This is a genomic window from Rosistilla oblonga, from assembly GCF_007751715.1.
GTDB lineage: Bacteria > Planctomycetota > Planctomycetia > Pirellulales > Pirellulaceae > Rosistilla > Rosistilla oblonga.
On the sequence record NZ_CP036292.1, the window covers coordinates 583758 to 601418 of the forward strand.

12 protein-coding genes and 1 tRNA gene are annotated in these 17661 nt (G+C 58.2%); 9 read left to right on the forward strand and 4 right to left on the reverse strand.

What is annotated here, in order from left to right:
- Positions 1 to 152 precede the first annotated feature (152 nt).
- Positions 153 to 235 (reverse strand) — tRNA-Leu (locus CA51_RS02090).
- A 42-nt stretch (positions 236 to 277) separates the two neighbouring features.
- Positions 278 to 1978, reverse strand: coding sequence for a proteasome accessory factor PafA2 family protein (locus CA51_RS02095; RefSeq protein WP_197451519.1), 1701 nt, complete (start codon positions 1976 to 1978; stop codon positions 278 to 280).
- 421 nt (positions 1979 to 2399) lie between these two features.
- On the opposite strand from CA51_RS02095, the gene CA51_RS02100 reads away from it, so the two are divergent.
- From CA51_RS02100 to CA51_RS02135, 8 genes are all read left to right on the forward strand, one after another.
- Positions 2400 to 4709: an efflux RND transporter permease subunit gene (locus tag CA51_RS02100; protein ID WP_145117477.1), complete on the forward strand. Its 2310-nt coding sequence runs from the start codon at positions 2400 to 2402 to the stop codon at positions 4707 to 4709.
- 11 nt (positions 4710 to 4720) lie between these two features.
- Entirely contained in the window at positions 4721 to 5797 is a 1077-nt protein-coding gene (locus tag CA51_RS02105) for a M14 family metallopeptidase (protein ID WP_145117478.1), read from the forward strand.
- A 401-nt stretch (positions 5798 to 6198) separates the two neighbouring features.
- A complete protein-coding gene (locus tag CA51_RS02110; protein ID WP_145117479.1) occupies positions 6199 to 7338 on the forward strand; it encodes a hypothetical protein in 1140 nt (379 codons plus the stop codon).
- A gap of 343 nt (positions 7339 to 7681) precedes the next feature.
- The gene (locus CA51_RS02115) at positions 7682 to 9070 is read left to right on the forward strand and encodes an IS4 family transposase (protein ID WP_231745945.1); all 1389 of its coding nucleotides are present in this window, start codon (positions 7682 to 7684) and stop codon (positions 9068 to 9070) included.
- A gap of 498 nt (positions 9071 to 9568) precedes the next feature.
- Positions 9569 to 10744, forward strand: coding sequence for a glycosyltransferase family 4 protein (locus tag CA51_RS02120; RefSeq protein ID WP_145117481.1), 1176 nt, complete (start codon positions 9569 to 9571; stop codon positions 10742 to 10744).
- 43 nt (positions 10745 to 10787) lie between these two features.
- Positions 10788 to 11690 carry a serine/threonine protein kinase gene (locus CA51_RS02125; RefSeq protein ID WP_145117482.1) on the forward strand — a complete coding sequence of 301 codons (903 nt, stop codon included), beginning with the start codon at positions 10788 to 10790 and terminating at the stop codon, positions 11688 to 11690.
- Between the two features lie 210 nt (positions 11691 to 11900).
- On the forward strand, positions 11901 to 12815 hold the full coding sequence (locus CA51_RS02130; RefSeq protein WP_145117483.1) for a serine/threonine-protein kinase: 915 nt from the start codon (positions 11901 to 11903) through the stop codon (positions 12813 to 12815).
- Between the two features lie 89 nt (positions 12816 to 12904).
- A complete protein-coding gene (locus CA51_RS02135; protein ID WP_145089771.1) occupies positions 12905 to 13879 on the forward strand; it encodes an acetyl-CoA carboxylase carboxyltransferase subunit alpha in 975 nt (324 codons plus the stop codon).
- Positions 13880 to 14118: 239 nt separating this feature from the next.
- Here the strand turns inward: CA51_RS02135 and CA51_RS02140 are convergent, their stop codons facing one another.
- Positions 14119 to 14853 (reverse strand): CvpA family protein, encoded by a 735-nt coding sequence (locus CA51_RS02140; protein ID WP_145117484.1) that lies wholly within the window; start codon positions 14851 to 14853, stop codon positions 14119 to 14121.
- Positions 14854 to 14933: 80 nt separating this feature from the next.
- Here CA51_RS02140 and CA51_RS02145 point away from each other — a divergent pair, with 80 nt between their 5' ends.
- Positions 14934 to 15662: a metal-dependent hydrolase gene (locus CA51_RS02145; RefSeq protein WP_145117485.1), complete on the forward strand. Its 729-nt coding sequence runs from the start codon at positions 14934 to 14936 to the stop codon at positions 15660 to 15662.
- Positions 15663 to 16542: 880 nt separating this feature from the next.
- Here the strand turns inward: CA51_RS02145 and CA51_RS02150 are convergent.
- Positions 16543 to 17628, reverse strand: coding sequence for a succinylglutamate desuccinylase/aspartoacylase family protein (locus CA51_RS02150; protein ID WP_145117486.1), 1086 nt, complete (start codon positions 17626 to 17628; stop codon positions 16543 to 16545).
- Between the last annotated feature and the right edge of the window lie 33 nt (positions 17629 to 17661).

Here is a 17661-nt window from a genome sequence, read left to right on the forward strand (position 1 = left end):
GCGATTTACTCGCTTGATTGCTGCCGTTGCGAGGTCGAGAGTGCGGGAGAGGAGATCGATCGCTATCGATCCTCCGCGTCCGTTGGAGCCCTGGCATGCGATGTCGCTGCTGCCCCGACGGCGGCCTTCGTCGAAAGCCTAAAAGAAATGAGTGCGGATGGCGGGATTTGAACCCGCACGCCCGTGAAGGCACTAGCCCCTCAAGCTAGCGTGTCTGCCGTTCCACCACATCCGCATTGGATAAGAATTCAAAAGATTACTCAATCTTCGGCTGGCGTCAATGCCGGTCGCGTTTAGTCAGAGGAGCGGGACGCCGGGGCGGTTTGACCGCAAACGTCCGGCGACTCTTGCCGCTGCCGATGATCACGTGCGACCAAGAGGCGGAGATGGCGGTCTCGGAGCCAGCAAATTCGCGGATTAAATTGCCTCGCCGCGACGCGGGGGTGTCTTTGGGAGGCATCCGCATCGCGCTGGAAATCTCGTCGACTTCGACGATCGAACAGCAGGGAACCGCTCCCGTTAAACGGTGGTAATATCCGTTGGGTGAGAGTTCGTGGTACCGCAGATCGACCTTTTTTCGCGACGCCAGGCTGGCATCGCTTCCCATCTGATCGATCAGCCACTTTTTGGAGGCCCAGTCGATCTTGGCCAGCGAGGGTTCGTAATCGACTGGCAGTTCGCGGATCTGCCCGGCTGCGTCGAGCATCTGCTCCCACAGTTCGAGGATGTCCCAGGCTTCGGAGTTCGCCGGTTCCTCGCTGTCGAAGACGAATTGGCGGCAGCGGTGCAAGTAGGCTTGCTGGATTTCCAGTGCTGTCATCGGACCGCTGTTAGTCGCCACACGAGCGATCAGGCTCCAGTCGCTGGCGATCTGTTGCAGCGCCTCGAGCGGTTTCTTCAGCTTGGGCAGCCCCTTGGCGTAGCCCGCTTCGATCATGTCCAGGACGAGGCTTGTCGCGCCGACTTTTAAATATTCCGCCGCATCGGCGACGTTCGAATCGGCCAATCCGATCTGCAGTCGCTGACGTCGCCCCAGCAGTTCCAGCAGGCAGCGGGGCGAGATGATCGATTCGCTGCACATCGTTTGCAACCAGTGACCGAAGACATAGATCGGCCGCTCGTTCAGATAACCGCCCATGCCGACCATACTGTTGATCGCGGCGGCTTTGCCCGAAAGCGAGAACTTGCCACGAGCATTTAAATGTCCCGTACCGCAGAGGATCGTCCGGGAGATCAGGAACGGGGTGAGCCCTTGGCGTTGTTGGCGGAAGGCGGTGAAGCGGGCGACCAACCACAGCAGGCACGTCAGCGGAGCGTGGACGATTCGCAGCAGTCCCGCGGCGGCGCGGATGCACCAGTTGGGAATGTCCAGCAGGCTTTCCAGGCAGGGGCGGCGGCCGCGAACGATCGCGCCGACACTCTTCAGCGAGACCAGCAGCGAAACGCCTAAAAAGGTTAGCGTCAGGCAGATCGCGACGTACAGCATGTACATCGGGATCAGCATCAAGATCCCGGCGCGGTAGGCCCACAGCATCGGGCCGCTGGCGACGTCGGCCGAATAATTCTCTTGGCATCCGTAGACATGGTCTTCGGCATCGCGGGAGTTCTTCAGCAAGCAGACCGAAGCGGGGAGGTCGCATTCGGCGACCGCGTCGGCGAACAGCCGATCTTGAGCGCGTTGGCAGACCAGCAGATTGCGTGGGCTGCTGCATTCGGGAGTCGCTCCTTCGATCAATCCGCCCGGTTGGTCCATCCAGTCGAAGCACGATTCCAGCGAGATCGCACCGCCGGTCGCGAGGAACAATCGGCAATCATCGAACCTCGCCTTGGCCGTCGGGACCGATTGCGTCAGGCTCTTGCAGACCGCATCGTAAACCTCGCGTCGCGATGGCGGATGTTCCTGGTCGGCTGGCGTTTGAACGACCGTGGCGTATTCGGTTTCCAGCCCGATGTGGCGGCGCAGCAACCGGCTGGGCACGGCGTTATTCGCCTTGTTGCTGTGTGTTTGCACGGCGAATGTACTCGCGAGGGGATCGATGGGCGTCGCAGACAATCTTTTGGGCTACATCCTGCAACGCCCCTTCGTTTGCCGACGGAGGAGGGGAGGCCGTGGGGAGGTTGGCACGTTTGACGGGTGTCTGTGTTGTCATCGGTTAATCGTTCCCGTGGGGTGGCCTCGTGTGGACGCGTGCTCGTCAAACTCAATTGTAACGAGGATTGGCTTGCCAAGTACAGCGACAAATCGAATAGCAAAAACGCAAAATTCTATTTTCTGCAAAATCGTTCTTCCGCTTCACCTTGCCCGTTGACGGGTGTCGCGCTGCGGTGCTAGTAGGCGCGTCGGGCGACGCGATCCGATCGCATTGCTGACACTCCAGGCGATCGATACGCTTTAAAGCATGATCTTCCCCGCGCCCGACATTCCCCGCTTGCTCGTCTCCAATCGCTATCTGTTGCTGGTGATTGCAGTCGCAGTTTTTGCGCTGGCTTGGTCGATCGATCAACGGTTGCAGTTCGATCGGCGGATCGAGCGGATGTTTCCCGAAGCTGATCCGGCGGCGCAGGCTTACCAACAATTAAAAGAGACCTTCGGCGGCAACGAGGTCGCGATGTTGACCTATCCCAATGCCGATCTGTTCGATCGCAGCGGGGCAGGGCTGAAGTTGCAGCGAGAGTTGATGCAGCGGATCGAAGCGCTGCCGGGGGTGGCGAGTGTGTTGAGTCTCGCCAAAGTCGATGCTGCCCTGACCAAGATGCGTCCGGCCGCGTTGTTCTTCGCCGCCGATTCCGCTCCGGAAATCCTGGCCGACGATCAATTAGCCACCGCGTTTCGTGAACTGTTTGCCGGCTACACGCACTCCGACGATGGCGACTACGCCGCACTGGTCGTGATGTTGGACCCGCAGCGCACAACAGACGACGGCCAAGACGCCGCGGTCGCTGGGCTTCGCGAAATCGCGGCGACGCTACCCGCCGAGCACCAGCCGGCGAGTTTGGTCGGCGAGCCGGTTTTGGTGAGCGAAGGTTTTTCGATGGTCCAAGCCGATGGTCGGCGCTTGGGATTGGTGACGCTGTCGCTGTTGTCCGTCGCGATGTTTGTGATGTTCCGCTCGCTTCGCTGGGTGCTGGTGCAAGTCGTTGTGATATGTTGGTCGGTCGTCTGCACCAGAGCTTTGGTCGCCTTAGTCGGTCTTCAGTTAACACTTGTCAGTTCGATGTTGACCGCGGTGGTGACCGTGATCGCCGTGGCGTCGATTATTCATCTTGCGGTGGCCGACCGCAACGCGCGGCTGCGTGGCCGGTCGGGACGCGAAGCGACCGTGTTGGGGCTGCGCAGTGTGCTGCGGCCGATCGCTTGGGCTTGTCTGACCGATGCGGTCGGCTTCGCCGCGCTGTCGGTATCCGACGTGGGGCCGATTCGCGATTTCGGATGGATGATGGCGATCGGAGCCCTGGTCGTGTTGGTCGCGATCGTTTTGTTTGTGCCCGGCTTGGCCTCGATAGGACCGGCCGGCGGAGGCTCGCGTCCGCGGCAGACCAACCGCCGCGTGCGGCACGCGATGTATGCCGGTTACCATTGGCTGACGCTGCATCGGAGGATCGCGCTCGCCGCGCTTGTGTTGCTGACGATTGGGATTTCGCTGGGGCTGGGGCGGCTGACGATCGAGACTAATTTCATTCGAAACTTTCGCGCCAATCATCCGCTTGCGATCGATTACCGCATCGTTGAATCGGATCTTGGCGGAGCGGGTGTGTGGGATGTTTTGTTGCCGGCTCCCGATCTCCTTTCCAGCGAATATCTGGCCAGCGTGCGCGAGTTGGAAGATCGGCTGCGTGCGATCGGCGACCAGCCCGACGCGCGGTTGAGCAAAGTCTTTAGTATCGCCGACGCCGACGAAGCGGCTAGTACTTCGCCGCTGCTTGCGATCGCGCCGCCGTCGCTGCGGATCGCTGGCATGCGAGCGTCGATGCCATATTTCATCGACGCCTTGGTCGCCGGACCGTCGACCGATGGCAAGCCGGCGATGTTGCGCATGATGATCCGCAGCAGCGAGCAGGTGCCGGCGGAAACGAAGCAGCAATTGATCGCCAGCGTTCGGCAGACCGTTCGCGAGCATACCGCTTCGGATCGTTGGAAAGCGTTTTTTGAAGAGACGCAGCCGGCGGTCGAGCCGCAGGTGACGGGGTATTACGTGTTGATGACGGGGCTCGTCTCGGGGCTGGTTGCCGATCAATGGATCTGTTTCGGCGTTGCGTCATTGGGCGTGTTTGGGATGTTGTGGATTGTCGCCAGGTCGCTGAAGCTGGCCGTTTGTGGAATGCTGCCGAACATGCTGCCGATTCTCGGCGTCCTGGCGTTGTTGGGCTGTTGGGGGACGCCGGTGAATCTGGGGACCGCAATGATCGCCGCGGTTTCGATTGGGATCTCGATCGATGGATCGATTCATTTTCTGTGCGCGTACCGTCGGCATCGAATCGGTCACGGCGTGCAGCGATCGATCGCCAGCGTCTATCAAACCGTTGGCATCGCGGTGATCTTGGCGACGCTGTCGTTGACGATCGGGTTCTCGACGTTGGCGACCAGCCCTTTCATTCCGACGGCGACGTTTGGCGTACTGGTCAGCATCACCTTGGTTGTCAGCAGCATCGCCAACCTGACGTTGCTTCCTTTTATGATCCGCATCGTCGATGGGACTGGCTCCCGTTAAGAGAACTCACGATGGCCGAAGACTATTTTTCATCGTCGTATCTGCGAGCGCGGGAACGTTTCCGAATCGCAGCGGATGCGATCGGGGCCAGCTGTGATTCGTATCAAGTCAGCGGGGCAGGGGAGGGCGGTCTAACGATCGATGTCGCCACGCTTGGCCCCGCCGATGCGCCGGCGGTTGTTGTCTCGTCGGGCGTGCATGGAGTCGAAGGCTTCTTTGGATCGGCGGTTCAGTTGGCGATGTTGGATCGATTCAGCCGGCAGCCGCCCGATCGTGGTTTGCGTTTCGTCTTGATCCACGCGATCAATCCGTTTGGCTTTGATCAGCTGCGTCGTTTCGATGAAGCGAACATCGACCTCAACCGCAATTTTCTGATCGATCCGCAAACCTATAAAGGATCGCCCGCCGGATACGCGGCACTCGACAAGTTTTTGAATCCCGCATCGCCGGCGGCGCGATGGGAGTTGCCGTTTCATCTGCAAGCGATGGCGTTGATCGCGCGTCACGGAATGCCAACGCTCAAGGCCGCTGTCGCTGGCGGGCAATACGAATATCCAAGCGGCTTGTTTTTTGGAGGCTCACAGCCCGCCGCGTCGATGCTCGTGGTGCGCGATCACTGCGCCCGTTGGATCGGCGACGCGCCGTCGGTCGTCCATCTCGATCTGCACAGCGGGTTGGGGCGATTTGGGGAGTGCCAGTTGATGCCGGTCGTCAGCGACGCGGCACCGGCGTCGGCTTTTATCGATGCGTTCCCGGGTCGTTCGCTCGAATTCGAAGCGACGCAACAGCGAACCGCTTATTCGGTCCGCGGCGGGATGGGGCAGTGGTTCGTCGATCGATTCGGCGATCGACCGTATCGATTTGCACTCGCCGAGTTCGGGACGTACGGTCCGTTGCGCGTCCTGGCTGCGCTCCGTCGCGAGAACCGTTACCATTTTCAAAGGCCTCGCGATACCGAGGCGCAGCGTCGCGCCAAAGCGGAATTGTTAGAATGCTTTTGTCCTCGATCGGCCGCATGGCGGCGACGCGTTATCGACGCCTCGCTCTCGATCGTCGATCAAGCATCGCGCTGGAGTGCCAGGCTTTAGCCGACACAACCGCTGGAGTCGAGGCTTCAGCCGAACGAGTATAGTTGTTGGAGTCGAGGCTTTAGCCGAACAAGCATAGTTGTTGGAGTGGTAGGCTTTAGCCGAACCGATGAGGTCGAACTCGCATCGGCTAAAGCCTCGACTCCAGCGATGTGGTTGAACTCGCGTCGGCTAAAGCCTCGACTCCAGCGATGAGTTCGAACTCGCATCGGCTAAAGCCTCGACTCCTGCGATGTGGTTGAACTCGCGTCGGCTAAAGCCTCGACTCCAGCGATGAGGTCGAACTCGCATCGGCTAAAGCCTCGACTCCAGCGATGAGGTCGAACTCGCGTCGGCTGAAGCCTCGACTCCTGCCGAGACGCTCGAACTATCTATTCATCACAGAAAGGAATCGCAAGGCGATGGCGAAGGAGCAAACCGGTACCGGTTTTAGTCTGAAGGATCATCTGTTCAATCGAGAGCGCGTCGAATATCTGGCGGGGCTGTTGCATGCCGCCGACGATCGCTTCGACGCTTCGGGATTTGTCCGCGATACGATGCGGTCGCTCAAGTCGCTGGAGCTAAAGCAACGGATCACACACATTGCCGAGATGTTGGAACAACATTTGGCGAGCGATTATCGCGCGGCGGTAAAACATCTGGTCGACGCGCTGCCGCCGCCGTTGGATCCGACCAAGACCGACGATGACTTTGGCGATTTCATCTTCGCTCCGTTTGGAGAGTTTGTCGTTCGCAATGGAACTGCGAAAAAGCATCTGCCGCTTTCGCTGAAGACATTGAAGCAGCTGACGCAGCGGTTCTCGATGGAGGATGCGATCCGCACGTTTATCAACGAGCATCCCGAAGCGACGATGGCGGAGCTGGCAAAATGGTCGACCGACAAGAACTATCACGTTCGCCGATTGGTCAGCGAAGGGACGCGTCCCAAGTTGCCGTGGTCGAAGCGGTTGACGATCGATCTGCTGCAGCCGCTGCCGTTGTTGGATTCGTTGCACGCCGATCCGACGCGTTATGTCACGCGATCGGTTGCCAATCATTTGAACGACATCGCCAAGTCGCATCCGGATCAGGTGTTGCAGCGGTTGCAGCGTTGGGCAGGGCAGGGGGCTCAAGATCCGGCGGAGCTGGATTGGATGAATCGCCATGCGCTGCGGACGTTGGTGAAGCAGGGGGATGTCGACGCGCTGCAGTTTCTCGGCTTCCATGCCAAGCCGAAGATCAAGGTCAGCCAATTTGAATTGGCTTCTGACCAGATCCGTCCGGGCGAAGCTGTCGAGTTTTCGTTTGTGATCACCGCGGAGCGCGAGGAGTCGCTGTTGGTCGATTTTGTCATCGACTTCGTCAAGTCCAACGGAAAGCTCTCCCCCAAGGTTCATAAACTCAAACAGTTGCAGCTGCGCAAAGGTGAATCGACAACGGTTCGGAAGCGTCATGTGTTGCGAGCCAACGCGACGACTTACACCTTGTATCCAGGAACGCATCATTTGACTCTACAGATCAACGGCAAGCCGTTTGGAAGTCAAACGTTTGAGATCGTGTAGCAGGCGTTCGAACGCGGGGCAGGGCAGGGGGGCAAATCGCCGATCCCGAAGGACCCGATTTTCAGAAGACCCAACGGGTCGGTGTTATGTCAGCCCCGGGCAACGCCCTGGGAAAACGGAGCGGACCCAAATGAATTTCCAGCCCCAACGGGGCGGTTCTACGTTGATCGCCATTTGCGTTGCGTCGGTGATGTAGAGCCGCCACGTTGTGGCTTCGCGTCGATGTTCATGGGGCGGTTCCCAGGGCGTTGCCCAAATGGCACTCATTTTCACATTCCAGTAACATTTCCCTTCCCACCACATGCGATTGGCACTGAATTTGCGCTAGCGGTTTGGTTTTCTTTTGACTGCCAGAAAAAGCCATTCCATGTCGAGCGATGCAAGAACTCAGAACCTTAGTGCGGCTTTCGAACTGCTCAAACAGTGGACGGACATCGGCGATGCCGATGTGTTTGAAGAGCTTGGGCCAGCGGCCGTCTATAAAACAAGTGTAGTTCTGTGGCTGATGCTCTTCCAGCGCCTCAACCCCAAGGCGAGTCTGCGAGATGCCGTTCTCCACTTTATCGCAACGGCTCCCCCGGAACTCAAGACGAACAAGCGACTTCGTGAGGGTTCGCTTTCGACGAAGAGCAGCAGTTACAGCGATGCACGACATCGGCTCAGCTTGAAGGCAGCTCATTGGTTCCAAGAGCGTGTCGCGTCGTCGATCGTTAACTCGACGGCGCCGACATGGGGTGACCGGCGTGTGTTCTTGATCGATGGAACGACCTTTACACTGGCTCCAGTGGCCGAGCTTCAGGCCGCTTACCCACCCGCCTCTAACCAGTACGGCGAAAGTGTGTGGCCAATCGCGTATGTGGTTTTCGCACATGAACTCAGCTCGGGGGCAGCAGTGCCTGAGGAGATTGGAGCTATGTATGGCCCAAACGCCGTCTCAGAAACTCGGCTTGCTCAAACTCTCATGAAGCGACTCCCGGCTAAATCCATCATCATGGCCGACGCTGGGTTCGGAATATTTTCGACTGCTTATCATGCCCATTTGAATGGACACAATTTTGTTCTACGGCTAAAGAAAGATCGATTCAATCGAATTCGGAAGCGGGCAGAGCTAATCCATTCGACAGCCACTTCGAAAAGCTACCGGGTGTCCTGGACTCCTTCGGCCAAGGAACGAGTAACCAATCCAGACCTCCCATCCGACTGTGTCATAGCGGCGATGATCCATGAATTGAAGATCGGGGAAGAGAGCCTCTACCTCGTCGAGGATATCGATGCGACGCCCAAGCAACTGCGCGATCTGTACTGGAAACGCAACGATATCGAAGTCGATATCCGCAACATCAAACTGGTAATCGGTACCGAAGAGATCCGAGCGAAGTCGAAGGAGATGTTTCTCAAAGAGTTCGCCTTGTCGATGGTAGCGTACAATTTAGCGACCCAATTGCGTCGCCAAGCCGCAGTGATTGCCGAGTGTGAGCCCCGCGAATTAAGCTTTACGGGCGTGTGGTCTGTCTACCGTCACATGCTGCAGGGGATTGAAGTCAGTGACCCCGGTCGTTGGATCGAACGTTTGGATCGCGTGCTGCACTACGCCTCAAAGCAAAAGCTTCCCAACCGCCCAGGCCGCAGTTATCCACGCGAGGCCTACGCCCGCCGCCCCAAAACCACCCACTTCCAGAAACGAAGAAAGAAAAGTAAACCCAACGATCCAGAAGAACCAACGTCAAAGTGAGTGCCATTGGGCGTTGCCCGGGGTGGCGTAGGGATGTCCCGTTGGGACGTTGGAACCGTGCGACCGCGTTGCGGTCGTGTCGGGTGTTTGCGTGTTTGGATTGCATTTTCCAAAGACCCAGCGGGTCGGTGTTATGTCAGCCCAGGGCAACGCCCTGGGAAAACGGAGCGGACCAAAATGAATTTGCCAGCCCCAACGGGGCGGTTCTACGTCGATCGCCATTTGCGTTGTCTTGGTGATGTAGAGCCGCCACGTTGTGGCTTCGCGTCGATGATGGCGGGGCGGTTCCCAGGGCGTTGCCCTGGGCTGGCGTAGGGATGTCCCTTTGGGACGTTGGAATTCGTGGGACGTTCGATTTCGTGGACGTTCGATTTCGTGGACGTTCGATTTCGTAGGCGGCTGATTTCGTGGGCGGTTGGTTTCGCGGGGCGGGCGGTTGGATTATTGTTGGCGAGTTCGTTTGCGGATGGTGTGATTGTTAGAAAAGGAATGTGTCGGATGCGTGTCGCTCATGTAATTACTCGGATGATCGTGGGCGGAGCTCAGGAGAATACGCTCTTCAATTGCTTGGATCTGCAACGGATCTATGGCGACGATGTGATCTTGATCACCGGTCCCAGCCTTGGCCCCGAAGGAGATCTGTTGCAGCAGGGTAGGGCGGAAGGTTTGAAAGTGATCCTGCTGCCGGACTTGGTCCGCGCGATCGATCCGGTTCGCGATTGGAAGGCGCTGCGTGCGATCCGCCAAACCCTACGCGACTTTCAGCCCGACGTCGTCCATACGCACAGCGCAAAAGGTGGGATCCTGGGACGTCAGGCGGCGCACGATCTGGGCGTTCCGGCGATCCTGCATACGGTTCACGGTGCGCCGTTTCATCCCTACCAATCGCCGCCGGTCCGCTGGTTTTATAAGGCCTGCGAAAAGCGAGCGGCCCGGCAATGCCATCGCCTGATTTCGGTCGCCGATGCGATGACGCGGTTGCTGACCGACGCGGGAGTTGTCGCGGCACCGAAGTGCACGACGGTCTACAGCGGCATGAACGTCGATCCGTTTCTGTGGGCCGACACGCATCGGTTGGCCGTTCGCCAGCGGTTGGGAATCGGCGACGATGAAGTTGTCGTCGGCAAGATCGCTCGGCTGTTTCATCTGAAAGGACATGCCGATCTGATCCAGGCGGCGACCACCGTGGTGAAGGCTCACGCAAACGTCAAGTTCCTGTTGATTGGCGATGGGATCTTGCGCGACGAACTGACCGATCAGATTCGCCAGGCTGGGCTGGAGGATCGATTCTGCTTCACCGGTTTGGTGCCGCCCGAAGATATCCCCGAATACTTGGGAGCGATGGATCTGTTGGTCCACACTTCGTATCGCGAAGGGCTTGCCCGCGCGTTGCCTCAGGCGTTGATCGCTGGCAAACCGGTGATCAGTTACGCGATCGATGGCGCTCCGGAAGTTGTGATCGATGGCGAGACGGGGTTCCTGGTTTCGGCGGGGGATATCGATCGCTTGGCCGACCGAATTGTGGAACTGGTTGGTGACAAAAAAATGCGTGCGGATTTAGGAGGGCAGGGGAGGGCACGGTTTACGGACGCGTTCCGACACGAAACAATGACAACCCGTTTGAGAGAAATTTATCAGCAGATCCTGGCAGATTCCGCTGGCGGTGATCGCTGAAGATGCAATGTAAACATGTTCATTGACTTGTGAGTGATCCACCATGGCGAAGATGCGAGACTCCCTCGGCCCCTATCGACTTGTCCGTTTGATCCGCAACGGTGCGACATCGCAGATCTGGGAAGCTGTCGAAGATGCGTCGGACAAACGTGTTGCGATCAAGTTGTTGAAAGACAATTTCAAAGATGACAAAGAAGAGATCGCATCGCTGAAGAACGAGTTCGAAGTCGCTTCGTCGATGAACAGCCCGCTGGTCCTGAAGGCCTTTCATCACGGCGTGGAAAACGGGATCCCACACAACGTCTTCGAATTGGCTAGCGAGACTTCGTTCCGCAATCTGGTGCGAATGGGAGTCGACGCCTACGGCTTTATGCTCCAGAAGATGATCCAGAAATCGGCCGAAGGTTTGTATTACATGCACACCAAGGATTGGATCCATCGCGATATCAAGCCCGACAACTTCCTGGTCACTCGCGAGGGGGACGTCAAGTTGATCGATTACCGGATCGCCGAGAAGAAGCGGACTGGGCTGAAGGCGATGTTCTACAAGCCGAAGGTTCAAGGGACGCGCAGTTATATGTCCCCCGAGCAGATTCGGGCCAAGGGAATCGATGAACGTTCGGACATGTATTCTTATGGCTGCACTTTGTTCGAGTTGGTGACCGGCAAGCCGCCTTATACCGCGACCAGCCCCACCGAGCTGCTCAATAAGCACCTGACGGGCCAGGTCGTTAGTCCACTGGCTGGAAACCCCAATGTGTCGCCGGAGTTTTCCGAGCTGATCAAAAAAATGATGGCAAAGAAAAAGGAGAGCCGTCCGGCGTCGATGTGGGAGTTCTTGAAGGAGTTGCGGGCGATCACACTGTTCAAAAAGTCACCTCGGATTCCCGACGTCCATCCGTTTGATCAGCTGGAAAAGGGCGAAAAAGGCTTTGGTTTGGACTGATTCGCTGGGATTTCGCCACTCCCCGGCTGCGGAGGGCTGCCGAACCGGTCGCTAGCTTGGCGGGCCGGGATAGGGCAGGGGGGCCGCAGATTTCCCGCAGTCCGATGATCTTCCGTAATCGGCAGCGGGTGAATAAGATGAATTGTCCGGGAAGGATTTTTCCTTGAATTCTTCGTAATCGACTCATCTTATCTCGCAGCGAGAATCCGTATGGCTAAGGCCCGGGACTTCTTCGGTTCCTATCGATTGACACGCCTGATCCGAATGGGCAGTGCATGCCAGGTTTGGGAAGCCATTAATGAGACGGACCAAAAGCGGTACGCGTTGAAGGTGCTTCGCGATGAATTGCGAGGCGACAAGGCGGAGGTTGCGGGGCTGAAGTACGAATACGACGTCGCAACTCAGGTTGGGCCGAGCCCGCGGTTGATCAAGATCCACGATTTTGTGACCGATCCGAAGTCGGCTTATCTGGTGCTGGAACTGTTCAGCGAATTGAACATGAAGCAGGCGTTGCGGCACGGGCCCGATTCGCTGGCCTATATGCTGAACAAGGTCGTTGAACAGTCGGCCGAAGGTTTGTATTTCATGCATACCAAGGGCTGGCTGCACTGCGACATCAAGCCCGACAACTTTCTGGTCAGTCGGGAAGGGGTCGTCAAGCTGATCGACTTCCAGATCTCGCAGAAGAAGAAAACCGGGCTGTCGAAACTGTTCGGCAAGAAATCGCAGATCCAGGGGACGCGCAGCTACATGTCGCCCGAGCAGATTCGCGGCAAGAACATGGACGAGCGGTCGGATATCTATTCGTACGGGTGCGTGTTGTACGAAGTGGCAACCGGCAAGCCGCCGTATACGGGCGAATCGCCTAACGATTTGTTGAACAAGCATCTCAGTGCCCCGATCCCCACGCCGTTGACCAGCAACGAAAACGTCTCCCAGGATTTCGCGGATCTGATCAAACGGATGCTCTCCAAGAAGCCAGAGCATCGGCCCGAATCGATGTGGGAATTTTTGAAGCTGGTTCGTGGGATGCGGTTGTTCAAGAAACAGCCCAAGAAGTTGGATGTGGACGTGTTTGATGTCGCGTCGGGATTCAAGTCGCCCGAGGACCTGCTGAAACATTAAATGTCGTGGCGGCAATCGCTGCGTTGCAATGGAAAGAGCGCGGCCCGTGCGGCCGATCGAAAATCAACTGAAAAAGAGAACTCGAAGATATGGATGCTGGCACGACTTTGGACTTTGAGAAAAGTGTGGCTGAGTTGCAGCAGCAGCTTGCAGCGATCGAGAAGCAGACCGATCGCAGCGACGCCGCGGAGACGGAGATCCGAAACCTGCGACGGCAGATCAATGAAGAACTGCGGCAGATCTACGCCAATCTCGATCCGTGGCAGACGGTTCAGGTTGCGCGGCACAAAGACCGTCCGTATACGAACGACTATCTGAAGCTAGCGTTCGACGAGTTTGTCGAGCTGCATGGCGACAAGCAGTTCGGCGACGACCGGGCGCTGTTGACCGGGTTTGCGAAGATCGATCGCTTCAAAGTGATCGTCGCCGGGCATCAGAAAGGCCGTACCTATAAGGAACGCGCCGCGTGTCACTTCGGATGTGCCCATCCCGAAGGCTATCGCAAGGCGATGAGCAAGATGAAGATGGCCGAGAAATATCGGCTGCCTCTGATCTGCTTTATCGACACTCCTGGCGCCTATCCCGGCGTCGGAGCCGAGGAGCGCGGCCAGGCTCAAGTGATCGCCGAAAGCATGTTCCAGATGAGCCGGCTGAAGACGCCGATCATCTGCGTCGTGATCGGTGAAGGGGGGAGCGGCGGTGCTTTGGGGATCGGCGTCGGCGATCGCGTGGCCGTGATGGAGAACGCGTATTATTCCGTCATTAGTCCCGAAGGCTGTGCGGGCATTCTGTGGAAGAGCCACGAGCACGCGCCGAAGGCCGCCAAGGCGTTGAAGTTCACTTCGAAGGATTTGCCCGGACTTGGCGTCGTCGACGACGTGTTGCCCGAACCGTTGGGCGGTGCGCATCGCGATCATCATCAAGCGGCTTCGCGTTTGCGTAGCTATTTGACGCGGACGCTGACTCAGTTGGAATCGCTGCCGGTCGAAGAGTTGCTGGCTCAGCGTTACGAGAAGTTTCGCCGGATGGGCGTCTTCCTGGAGGCGGCCGAAGCGGCTGTCTGATCTTCCGGGCGTCCGCGTCTTCGCGGCTCGGAAGCAAAGTCCTTGGTGCGACCGCCGCAGATGCTGGCGTTCGCCGGGGTGGGGCCTGGTTTTCAGGCCCTTAGAAACCGCCCCGCAACGTCCGATAATGCCTCTTATGTTGTATTAAGGCCCCCGTTTTCCCTGGGTTTTACGAACATTCGGGTTCTCGGGATCGCACGTTCCCCCGCCCTGAATTCCACAGCGACTGGGGCCAGCGGTTATGGCTGGATCTGGTCGAAGAATTTCGGCGTCAGCAGCTCGGCTGGAATCAGGTTCTCGCTGTCGTTGGGCAGTTGCAGGTTCTGCTGCACCGCGTCGACGATCGCGCCGGTCGCGGATTCGTTGTTGCCCCATGGCGACGGTCGCGCCGGGCCGGCCGCTGCGTTGCCGTCGGCTCGCAGTTGTTCATCCAGTTGATCCAGGTACGGGCCGACAATCTCTTGGAGTTCGGCCGGGATGACTTTGTCGCTGTAGCTGAGGAGCTTGGCGATGTAGTATCCGCTCCGCGATTGCACGATCTGTGTGCGGACCGAATCGCCCAGCAGCGAGAGCGCGAACATCGTGATCAGAATGCAATAGATCACGCCCTTGGCCAATCCGAGGATTCCGCCCAGTTGATGGTCGAAGGTTCGGAGTCTCAATCGGTCGATCGTGCGCGATAGCATTCGGAATAAGATCCAGATCGCGATCATCGTGCCAGTGAACAGGATGAACATCGCCAGGAACATATTCCACGGCGGCTCGGCGTGAATCTGTTGCGAGAACGGTTCGCGGAAACGCATCGCCACCCAGTAGCTGAGCGAGATCGACGCGAGCGACGCGACTTGCCAGGCGAAGCCTTTGATCGCGCCGAGGATCGTGGCGGCAGCCAGCGCGATCAGCATGATGATGTCGTAGGTTTCCATGATCGGTGGATTGGGGATTTCGGGCGGCGAAGAAAGCAAAGGTGCCAAGTATACGTAGGTCCTCGCCGCGGGCGAAGATCAATCAGATCGATCTTGGCAGCGAGGGGCGTTCGCGGTTATCTAATAGTATGGCCGGATTCAAGACACACATGACGGGAAGCACCGTCGTCGGCATCGGATACGGTTATCTGGGAGCAACCCAATTTGGGATGTCTCTGGAGTCGTGCTTGTTAGCCGGAGGCCTGTGCAGTGTCAGCGGGATGCTGCCCGATTTGGACAGCGATTCAGGGATACCGCTGCGCGAAACGGCAATGTTCGCATCTGCCGTGGTTCCGATGATGTTGCTCCATCGGTTGCATGATTTGGGCCTGCGCCGCGAGACGATGATTGCGGTGGCCGGCGTCGTCTATGTCTTCATGCGATTTATCCTCGTCGAAGTTTTCAAAAAGTACACCGTTCATCGTGGGATGTGGCACAGCATTCCCGCGGCCGTTTCGGTCGGCTTGATCGCGTATCTATTGCTGCATTGCGCGGAGGAGGATGTGCGGATCTACAAAAGCATGGGGGTCTTCCTCGGCTTCATGGTCCATCTGGTCTTGGATGAAATTTGGTCGATTGAATTTGGGGTCACTGGGCTCCGTTTCAAAAAGTCGTTTGGGACGGCGATGAAATTTTGGGGCAACAACTTTTTGGCCAACGTCTCGGTCTACGGGAAGCTTGGCATCTTGGTCTACATGGTCTATCACGACCACTCGTTCATGTTGCATCAGCATCTCCCCGAAGCGCCGCAGTTCGAACAGATGGCCGAGCCGTGGATGCTGCCGCAATCGCCCTCGCCGCAACCGGGCTGGCGCTAGCATCTGAATCTTTGCTATCGCCGAGCATGGTGGTCTGGAAAAAAATCAGTCCCCTGCCCTGCTCCAATTTTTGGAGCCTCAGGATTATTTCGCCGTCGACGCCGGTTTGCCGATCTGGTCGCGCGTCTCGGTCACGCAGTTTGGCAGCAGTCGCGAAGGCGACGGTATGTGGTAGCCTGGAGCGCGAGTCCCAGGTCCGGTTGGATTGCGGCGTTCTGCAGTCGCGAAGGCGACGGTATTTGATAGACTGGGACGTAAGTCCCAGGTCCGGTGGACGATGTTGTTTGGAAGTCGCGAATGCGACGGCATGAGTTTTGGTCTGGTCCGTCGGGCGTCGCGCGATCGCATGCCGTCGCGTTCGCGACTTGCTGGGGTGGGGGGAGGTGGCGGCGGTGTTCCTGGGACTTGCGTCCCAGGCTGTTGCATGTCGTCGCGTTTGCGACTGATAGCATGGTGGGCTCAGAAAAATTCAGTCCCCTGCCCTGCTCCATTTTTTTGGAGCTCAGGAAGATTTCGCCATCGCCGCCGGTTTGCCGATCCGGTCACGCGTCTCGGTCACGCAGTTTGGCAACAGTCGCGAAGGCGGCGGTATTTGATAGCCCGGGACGCAATTCTCAGGTTCGGTGGACGTTGTTATTTTGAAGTCGCGAAGGCGACGGCATGAGTTTCGGTATGATGCCGTCGGTTGTCGCGCGATCGAATGTCGTCGCGTTCGCGACTCGTGGGATTGAGCTGTCGTCGGTGTTCCTGGGACTCGCGTCCCAGGCTGTCGCGTGTCGTCGCGTTCGCGACTGTTGCGGTTGGGCTGGTGGGGGCGGCGAAAATTTTTTGGCCGCCCTGCCCTGCTCCGACTCGGCTGGGTGCTGTGTTGCGGTTTGGGTTAATCGACGTTTTCGTTGTTGTCTTCGGCGGGAGCGTCGACGACTTGGATGTTGGTTGCTAGATGTTCGTGGGCGGTTCGTTGGACCTCGTCGCCGGCGACTTGTTTTTCGTGTCGGCGGACCGATTTGGGATTCGATAAGCGGCCGATGTGGACCACCGGTTCGCCTGGTTGGACGGCGGGCAGCGTGGTCATCCCGATGATGATTCCCGAGAAGGGAGCCTCCAGCCGGTTTTGGTCTTCGGCTAACAGATTGCTGTTCGTGGCGATCGCTTGTCCTTTGACGATGCTGTCGCCCGGGGAGACGTGCATCGCGAGAAATCCGCCTCGCTCGGCGCGGATCCATTTGGTTTCGCGAATCGTCGCCTGGGTGTCGGGAATGTCCGGTTCGCCCGACATCATCTTTAGCTCCATCAGCACGTTGAAGATCCCGCGGGTCATGCATTCGACGACCGACGATTCAACTTTCCAGACCTCGCCCCCTTCGACGATGATCGTTGGGCAGCCAGCTCGAGTCGCTTCGCGGCGGAGCGAGCCTTTGGGGCCTTTGGTTTGCAGGATGATTCCCGATCCGAAGGCTTCGGCCATGCGGCGGCAGTCGGGATGGGAGAGGTCGGCTCGGACGTTGGGGAAATTTGTCCGCCGGACCGCCGCGGTGTGCAGGTCGATGCCGAAGTCGCAGCGGGCGATCAGCGATTCAAAAATCACTTTGGCGAGTCGCGAAGCCATGCTCCCCGAAGCCGATCCGGGAAAGCAGCGGTTCAGGTCGCGGCGATCGGGCAGGTAGCGGGAGTGCCGTTCAAAACCGAGCATATTCAGCACCGGAATCATCAGCACGGTGCCGGACTGCAGCGACCATTCCTTGTCCGATAGCATTGTCCGAATCGCCCCGGTGCCGTTGAGTTCGTCGCCGTGCAGTGCGGCGGTGACAAAGACGGTCGGGCCTGGTTGCAGTCCGCGGCGGATGTTGACTGGAATCGAAACGTTTCGGCTGCTGTAGCTTTCGCTGACCACCAATTCGGTGCTCAGCGACTCTCCCGGGGCGATATCGTGGCCGAACCAATTCTGGGTTTCCGCGGCGCTCATTTTCGGTTTCTTGGGCTGGATTGTGGAAAAAAT

Bases quoted from the DNA above. Each gene is read 5' to 3' on its own strand.
- CA51_RS02125 (WP_145117482.1), top strand. From the start codon at position 10,788: ATGGCGAAGATGCGAGACTCCCTCGGCCCCTATCGACTTGTCCGTTTG.
- CA51_RS02100 (WP_145117477.1), top strand. From the start codon at position 2,400: ATGATCTTCCCCGCGCCCGACATTCCCCGCTTGCTCGTCTCCAATCGC.
- CA51_RS02150 (WP_145117486.1), bottom strand. From the start codon at position 17,628: ATGAGCGCCGCGGAAACCCAGAATTGGTTCGGCCACGATATCGCCCCG.
- CA51_RS02105 (WP_145117478.1), top strand. From the start codon at position 4,721: ATGGCCGAAGACTATTTTTCATCGTCGTATCTGCGAGCGCGGGAACGT.
- CA51_RS02130 (WP_145117483.1), top strand. From the start codon at position 11,901: ATGGCTAAGGCCCGGGACTTCTTCGGTTCCTATCGATTGACACGCCTG.
- CA51_RS02145 (WP_145117485.1), top strand. From the start codon at position 14,934: ATGGCCGGATTCAAGACACACATGACGGGAAGCACCGTCGTCGGCATC.
- CA51_RS02110 (WP_145117479.1), top strand. From the start codon at position 6,199: ATGGCGAAGGAGCAAACCGGTACCGGTTTTAGTCTGAAGGATCATCTG.
- CA51_RS02135 (WP_145089771.1), top strand. From the start codon at position 12,905: ATGGATGCTGGCACGACTTTGGACTTTGAGAAAAGTGTGGCTGAGTTG.
- CA51_RS02120 (WP_145117481.1), top strand. From the start codon at position 9,569: ATGCGTGTCGCTCATGTAATTACTCGGATGATCGTGGGCGGAGCTCAG.